The organism is Cryobacterium sp. MLB-32 (assembly GCF_000738085.1).
Classification (GTDB): domain Bacteria; phylum Actinomycetota; class Actinomycetes; order Actinomycetales; family Microbacteriaceae; genus Cryobacterium.
Window position 1 is genome coordinate 20,337 of record NZ_JPRS01000084.1, and the last position, 6,882, is coordinate 27,218.

Genomic DNA, 6,882 nt, shown 5'->3' on the forward strand with positions numbered 1-6,882 from the left:
ACGAGCGTCGAGGGGGAGCACGCCGTTACGAGGAAGGACAACCATGACTCATGTCGGAACGGCCGGGCACAACGCCGTGTCGCGGCCGGATCACGGATCTGGCCAGAGCGCGATCGACGTGACCGATGTCACCAAGAAGTTCGGAACGAACCTGGCCCTCACGGGCGTGAGCTTCACGGTGGCTCGCGGCAGCGTGTTCGGAGTCATCGGACCCAACGGTGCCGGCAAAACCACGCTGATGCGCACACTGCTCGACATCATCCGCGCCACGTCAGGGCACGCGAACGTTCTCGGCACCGACTCGCGCAATGCCGGGCCCGAGCTGCGCCGACGCATCGGATACCTTCCCGGGGACCTCATCCTGGAAGGCCGGGTCAGCGGCGAGCGCCTCCTGCGTCACTATGCTGACATTTCCGGACCGGTTCGGGAAGGTCGCATCGAACAGCTCGCTGACAGGCTGAGGCTCGATCTGAATCGTCCCGTTCGCAAGATGTCCAAGGGCAACAAGCAGAAGCTCGGGGTTATCCAGGCGTTCATGCACGAGCCGGAGCTGCTCGTTCTGGACGAGCCGACGAGCGGTCTCGATCCGCTGATGCAGCAGGAGTTTCTGAGTATGGTGCGGGAGGCCAGCGAAGGCGGCCAGACCGTCTTCCTCTCCTCACACGTGATCAGCGAGATCCAACAGGCCGCCGATGAGGTGGCCATTTTGCGCGACGGGCGAATCGTGACCGTGGCGAGCGTGGACGAGCTGCGCAGCTCCGCGATCCGGCACCTGCGCATGAGCGCGACGGGCCTCGGGCCCGCGGAACTCGCCGGGCGACTGAGTGACCTGGTCGGCGTGGGAGACCTCGACTGCACGATCACCACTATCGGCGCAACCGAAGCCACGGCCACGCTCCGCGGGGAGATCCAACCCTTTATTCAGGCGATCTCGACCCTGACGGTGACGGACCTCGTACTCGAGGAGCCCGACCTCGAGGAGTCCGTACTCAGGCTGTATTCCTCACCCGAGGTCGAATCGTGACCGAACCCGCGCTGCGGCAGCGCCCCGCGCATCCGGCCCCCTTGCTACGCACGGCGCGCATCCCCCTGTTCAGCAAAGTCTTCAGCGACAGCTGGCGTTCTCTGGTCGGCTGGGGCCTCGGGCTCGTGGCCGCGACCTCGCTGTACCTGCCGATCTATCCGAGCATGGGCGGCAGCGCCCAGATGCAGGATCTCATCGACACGCTGCCGAAAGAACTGGTCCGCAGCCTCAACTACGACCAGATCGGCACGGGCCCGGGATACGCCCAGGCCACGATCTTCGGGCTCATTGCCTTCCTGCTGCTGAGCATCGCCGCCATCAGCTGGGGCGCCTCGGCCCTGGGCGGTGATGAGGAATCCGGGCAGTTGGAACTGACTCTCGCGCACGCCGTCACGCGCGTGCAGGTGGCCGTGGCCCGGTTCGCGGCCCTGGCCGTGCGAGTGATCGCGCTCTCTCTTCTCCTCGGAGCGCTCATCCTGTTCTGGAACTCCCCGGCACAACTTGAGATCGACGCCGTCAACCTGTTCGGCACGAGCCTGCTGTTCGCCGGGCTGATCCTGCTGAGCGGATCAGCGGCGTTGCTCTGCGGAGCGGTGGGCGGTCGCCGCGTCTGGGGCATCGGCGGCGGCGCGGCCGTGGCCGTCGGCGGCTACGTCTTCAATGCCATCGGCAATCAGAGCGCCGACGTGGAGTGGCTCCACACGCTCTCCCCGTATTACTGGGCATTCGGCCACAACCCCCTCTCGAACGGTGCCAACTGGGCGACAGTGGGCATCTTCTTCGCTGTGTCCCTCCTGCTTGCCGCCGCGACGGCGCTCGTGATGAGACACCGTGATGTGGGTGTGTGACCCACTCACTCGCTCGGACGCGTAGCCTTGAGGGGTGACCGTGACTTTCGCGGAACTCTGAAAGGCCTGTCGTGGACACCATCCAGCTCCAGCACTTCGCCGCCGTCGCGGAGGAGCTGAACTTCACTCGCGCGGCGAAGAATCTGAACGTGCCCCGCATGACCGTGAGCCTGTCCGTGAAGAACCTCGAAGCGGAACTCGGGTACGCCCTCTTCGACCGCAGCACCGACGTGACCCGACTCACGAAGGCCGGCGTCGCCCTGCTGTCAGACATTCACTACGAGGCCGAGAAGAACGCGCCGCCGCCCCCGCCACCAGGAGGCAAGGCGAAGGCGTCGAAGGGCAAGGGCCGTACGCCCGCCGTCAAGGGTGTTCCCCGGGTCGGCAAGAAGCGGCAGTCCCGCTAACTTCGACCCGCTGGTCGAGGCGCGACGCACCCGGAGGCACGCGGAAGCGCCCGCTGGTCGAGGCGCGACGCACCCGGAGGCACGCGGAAGCGCCCGCTGGTCGAGGCGCGACGAAGGAGCGATCGAGACCCCGCGAGACATTCCTCACGCGCGAGCCAGGTTCGAGGATCGGCTCAGGCGGTCTCGAGACGCGCGCCAGCGCGCACTCCTCGACCAACGGACGGGTCGAGCCGGGTCTACGGATCGGCTCGCGGAACGGCGACTACAGCTCGGTGACCTGGCCGGCTCGCACGTGCCAGTGGCGGTCCGTGTGCACGTTGTCGAGCATCCGCCGGTCGTGCGTCACGAGCAGAAGCGTGCCCTCGTAGGAATCGAGGGCCTGCTCGAGCTGCTCGATGGCGACCAGGTCGAGGTGGTTGGTGGGCTCGTCGAGCACGAGCAAGTTGATGCCCCGCGCCTGCAGCAACGCGAGCCCGGCGCGGGTGCGCTCCCCCGGTGAGAGCTCGTCAACGGGCCGGTTCACGTGGTCGGCTTTGAGCCCGAACTTGGCCAGGAGTGTGCGCACCTCGGCCGCAGACATCTCCGGAACAAGCTCTTCAAAGCTCACCGCGAGAGGTTCCACCCCGGCGAGCAGGGTTCTGGCCTGGTCGATTTCACCGATTCGCACGCTCGCACCCAGGCTCGCGGTGCCGTCGCTCGGCGTCGCGCGTCCGAGCAGCGCGCGCAGCAGCGTGGTCTTACCGGCGCCGTTGGGGCCGGTAATGCCGATCCGCTCCCCGGCGTTCACCTGTAACGAGACCGGACCGAGCACAAAATCGCCCTGCCGAACCACGACGTTGGTGAGGGTCGACACCACGGCACTCGATCGCGGCGCCGCCCCGATGGTGAATTCGAGTTGCCATTCCTTGCGCGGCTCCTCGACCTCCTCCATGCGGGCGATGCGGCTCTCCATCTGACGTACCTTCTGCCCCTGCTTCTCGCTCGATTCCATCGAGGCCTTGCGCCTGATCTTGTCGTTGTCCGGTGCCTTCTTCATCGCGTTCCGCACGCCCTGGCTCGACCACTCGCGCTGGGTTCTGGCCCGGCCCACGAGGTCGGCCTTCTTCGCGGTGAACTCGTCGAAGTCTTCACGCTTGTGCCGCCTGGCCGTCGCGCGTTCCTCCAGGTAGGAGTCGTAGCCGCCGCCGAACACCCGATTGGCACCCTGAGCGAGGTCGAGCTCAAGCACCCGGGTGACGCAGCGGGCGAGAAACTCACGGTCGTGGCTCACGAGCACGACGCCGCCGCGCAGGCCGCGCACGAAGGCCTCGAGGCGCTCAAGGCCATCGAGGTCGAGGTCATTGGTCGGTTCGTCAAGCAGCACGATGTCGAAGCGCGAGAGCAGCAGCGCCGCCAGGCCGACCCGTGCGGCCTGGCCGCCCGAGAGCGACGTCATCAGGGCGTCTCCCGCCACATCGGATCCGAGCGTCAGGCCCAGCTCGGCCAGCACAACGGGCAGCCGGTCATCGAGGTCGGCCGCGCCGCTCGCGAGCCAGCGGTCCAGCGCCACAGAGTACACATCCGCCGGGTCGAGGCCGTCGGGCCGCGGGGCCGTGTCGCCCAGTGCGGATGCCGCGGCATCCATCTCACGGGTCGCCTCGGCGCAGCCGGTGCGCCGGGCGATGAAGCCCGACACGGTCTCGCCGGCCAGGCGCTCGTGCTCCTGCGGCAGCCAGCCGATGAAGGCATCCGTCGGCAGCAGGCTCACCGTGCCCTCCTGCGGGCGCAGGATTCCCGCGAGAACGCGCAGGAGCGTGGACTTGCCCGCGCCGTTCACACCCACGACGCCGATGACATCTCCAGGTGCGACCGTCAGATCGAGCGAATCAAAAAGCGTGCGGTGCGCGTACCCGCCGGCCAGGCCCTTGGCCACGAGTGTTCCGGTCATCCTCTAATGTTCTCACCGACCTCACGGTCTGGCTGACCGGTGCGGAGTTCGGCCGCGCGGCTCATTCACCCGGCCACTCGTCTCCCAGACTTGCCGATGCCAGAACGGTGAGATCGATCACCGCGGTGAGCAGCGCCTCCGCCGTCGACGACTGCAGCAGGGTGATCTGGTCGAGGGCGCCCACCGGCGCGATGGCCGCGAGTTGCCAGATGGCCGCCACCGGGTCGTGGGACAGCTCGACGTCTGCGGCCCATTGCTGGTCGACGAATTCGCTCGCACGGGCGAGGGCCCGTCGAACGGTCTGCTCCGCCTCCGTGCGCAGGGGCAGCAAGCTGTCGTCCCACTCCAGGTCGGCGACCTCGCGCACCTCCGCCAGCGGATGAGGATCTTCCGTGAGCCATTCCACCACCTCGACCCGTCGGTCGCCCTGAGCCAGGAGGGCAACGACACTGCCGTCGGCACCGACCTGGGTGATGCGCGCCACCGTGCCATAACGAAAACGGTGTTCCCCGCCGCCGACTTCCTGCCCGCGCTCGATCAGCACCACACCGAATTCCGCAGGTTCACTCTGCAGCACGCGGGAAAGCATCACGAGGTAGCGCTCCTCAAACACGCGCAGTTGCAGCGGCATATAGGGGAAGAGCACGGATCCCAGCGGGAACATCGGCAGGCTTGTCATGCCTACAGCGAACCACACCCGCCCGCGCCCGCCAAGGGCATCCGCTTCACGGGAAGCTCACGACGTAACTCGGAACTCCGACGGCCCCCGAATCCACCGATGTTGAGAACCTGGCCGACGCCAAATTCCTGAAGCAGGGCATCGACGGCTACCCGGAAGTCCCCTACGATTCTTCTCGCTTCACTGGCGGCCGGCGGTGAGACTGCGGGTGAGGTCGAGCCCGGCAACCGGAGTATTCAAGAATGCGACGAGCGGAACGAGCGCCTGAAACCGCTCCGTGACCACGTCGATGAATTCCGTGCTCTCGGCCTGAATGCCGGGCAGCGTCGAGGTGAACGCCCACCGTCGATGACGCAACAGATCGGCCGCGGGGTGCTCGGCGGGGAAGCCCCGCGGCGCCCGAATCAGGCGGTCACCGTCGAGGGGATCGAACAGCCCGGTGTTGTTCACCGCCGCGAGCAGCGAGCGGAGCTCTTCGTGATGGTCGAGCAGGTACTCGCGAATGGCCAGCAGCTGCGCGGGGCCTGGGCTGTACGAGCCGCCGGCGATCATGAGCTCTCGAGCCCCGATCTGAAGGAAGAATCCCGCGCCGGCCGCCTTCTCCAGACCCTGCCGCGGCCAGTAGGCCCCCATGTGGGTCTTGTACGGGCTCTTGTCGTTGGAGAATCGCACATCCCGATAGATGCGCATCATGGCTTTCGCGGGCGGGCGGACGTGGTCCGGGGCGAAGGCGGCGAGGCGTTCGTTGATCGCCGTGGCAACCTCGAGCATCCCGGCCTTCAGCTCAACGTCGTACGTGGCCTTGTGCTCTGCAAACCAGTCACGGTCATTGTGCTGTTCGAGCTCGTCGAGAAAGTCGAGGGCGGCCGGGGACAGGTGCGCGTTCGGGTTTACAACCATGAGGACTTGAATTTACACCCATTCCACCGCCTGCGTTCCGACGTCATTCGAGCCATTGACCGCGCCATCAAACCGCGCGACACTCACCCCCAAATGGGGAAACAGCGGTCGACCCACGACACATCGACAGATCCACAGAGGAAGGGTTTATGCGAGCATCAATCCGGCGGGGTGCCTTCTGGGCGGCCGTCCTCTCTCTCACACTGGCATTCAGTGTCGTGCCGAATCTTCCGGCAGCCACCGCTGCCGGCCCCTGCACGGTTCCCATCCAGAACCCCATCGCGTGCGAGAACAGCAAGGCGGGAAATCCTGCCTCGCAGTGGGACGTCACGGGTTCTGGAAGCTCGGCCATTCAGGGTTTCGCTACCGACATGAGCGTCAACCTCGGTGGCCGCCTTGGTTTCAAGGTAAACACGACTGCGGCTTCGTTTCGCATCGACATCTACCGCCTGGGGTTCTACGGCGGATCGGGCGCGCGGTCCATCGCGACCGTGTCGAGCACGGTTGCCCGCCGCCAACCGGCATGTCTCAATGAATCCGCGACCGGTCTGATCGACTGCGGCAACTGGAGCGAATCCGCGTCGTGGACCGTGCCGGCAGACGCCGTGTCCGGCGTGTACATCGCCAAACTCGTGCGCACGGACGCCACCGCGGGGGCGAGCCACGTCGTCTTCGTCGTTCGCGATGATGCGAGCACATCCGATCTGCTCTTCCAAACCTCCGACAGCACATGGCAGGCCTATAACCAGTACGGCGGGAACAGCCTCTACACCGGTTCCCCCGCCGGCCGCGCCTACAAGGTGAGCTACAACCGACCGGTCACCACTCGGGGTACCGGCGCTGAGGATGCCGTATTCAATGCCGAGTATCCGATGATCCGATGGATCGAAGCGAACGGCTATAACGTGAGCTATTCCTCGGATATCGACAGTGACCGGCGCGGTGCGCTGATCCGCAATCATAGGACGTTCGTCTCCGTTGGCCATGACGAGTACTGGTCGGGGAATCAGCGCAGCCAGGTGGAGGCCGCCCGCGACGCGGGCGTCAACCTCGCGTTCTTCAGTGGCAACGAGGTGTTCTGGAAGACCCGCTGGGAG

The 6,882-nt window shown here is 66.3% G+C and carries 7 protein-coding genes; 4 read left to right on the plus strand and 3 right to left on the minus strand.

Annotated features, from left to right (window positions below):
• The first annotated feature begins 43 nt into the window (after window positions 1-43).
• The 3 genes from JF66_RS10280 (at window position 44) to JF66_RS25120 (ending at window position 2,279) form a co-directional block, all read left to right on the plus strand.
• Entirely contained in the window at window positions 44-1,024 is a 981-nt protein-coding gene (locus JF66_RS10280; RefSeq protein WP_156109734.1) for an ABC transporter ATP-binding protein, read from the plus strand.
• Window positions 1,021-1,872: an ABC transporter permease subunit gene (locus JF66_RS22960; protein ID WP_369797996.1), complete on the plus strand. Its 852-nt coding sequence runs from the start codon at window positions 1,021-1,023 to the stop codon at window positions 1,870-1,872. Before JF66_RS10280 ends, JF66_RS22960 begins: the two co-directional genes overlap by 4 nt.
• 71 nt (window positions 1,873-1,943) lie before the next feature.
• Window positions 1,944-2,279 (plus strand): LysR family transcriptional regulator, encoded by a 336-nt coding sequence (locus JF66_RS25120; protein ID WP_035877584.1) that lies wholly within the window; start codon window positions 1,944-1,946, stop codon window positions 2,277-2,279.
• 262 nt (window positions 2,280-2,541) lie between these two features.
• On the opposite strand, the gene JF66_RS10295 is transcribed toward JF66_RS25120, so the two are convergent.
• The 3 genes from JF66_RS10295 to JF66_RS10305 form a co-directional block, all read right to left on the minus strand.
• Window positions 2,542-4,206: an ABC-F family ATP-binding cassette domain-containing protein gene (locus JF66_RS10295; protein ID WP_035877586.1), complete on the minus strand. Its 1,665-nt coding sequence runs from the start codon at window positions 4,204-4,206 to the stop codon at window positions 2,542-2,544.
• Between the two features lie 61 nt (window positions 4,207-4,267).
• On the minus strand, window positions 4,268-4,885 hold the full coding sequence (locus tag JF66_RS10300) for an LON peptidase substrate-binding domain-containing protein (RefSeq protein WP_051973399.1): 618 nt from the start codon (window positions 4,883-4,885) through the stop codon (window positions 4,268-4,270).
• 180 nt (window positions 4,886-5,065) lie between these two features.
• Window positions 5,066-5,785, minus strand: coding sequence for a DUF2461 domain-containing protein (locus JF66_RS10305; RefSeq protein ID WP_051973398.1), 720 nt, complete (start codon window positions 5,783-5,785; stop codon window positions 5,066-5,068).
• A 149-nt stretch (window positions 5,786-5,934) separates the two neighbouring features.
• On the opposite strand from JF66_RS10305, the gene JF66_RS10310 reads away from it, so the two are divergent.
• Window positions 5,935-6,882, plus strand: a 948-nt coding sequence (locus JF66_RS10310) for a N,N-dimethylformamidase beta subunit family domain-containing protein (RefSeq protein ID WP_035877589.1), incomplete at its 3' end; no start/stop codon positions are given.

Bases quoted from the DNA above. Each gene is read 5' to 3' on its own strand.
- JF66_RS10280 (WP_156109734.1), top strand. From the start codon at position 44: ATGACTCATGTCGGAACGGCCGGGCACAACGCCGTGTCGCGGCCGGAT.
- JF66_RS10295 (WP_035877586.1), bottom strand. From the start codon at position 4,206: ATGACCGGAACACTCGTGGCCAAGGGCCTGGCCGGCGGGTACGCGCAC.
- JF66_RS10305 (WP_051973398.1), bottom strand. From the start codon at position 5,785: ATGGTTGTAAACCCGAACGCGCACCTGTCCCCGGCCGCCCTCGACTTT.
- JF66_RS10300 (WP_051973399.1), bottom strand. From the start codon at position 4,885: ATGACAAGCCTGCCGATGTTCCCGCTGGGATCCGTGCTCTTCCCCTAT.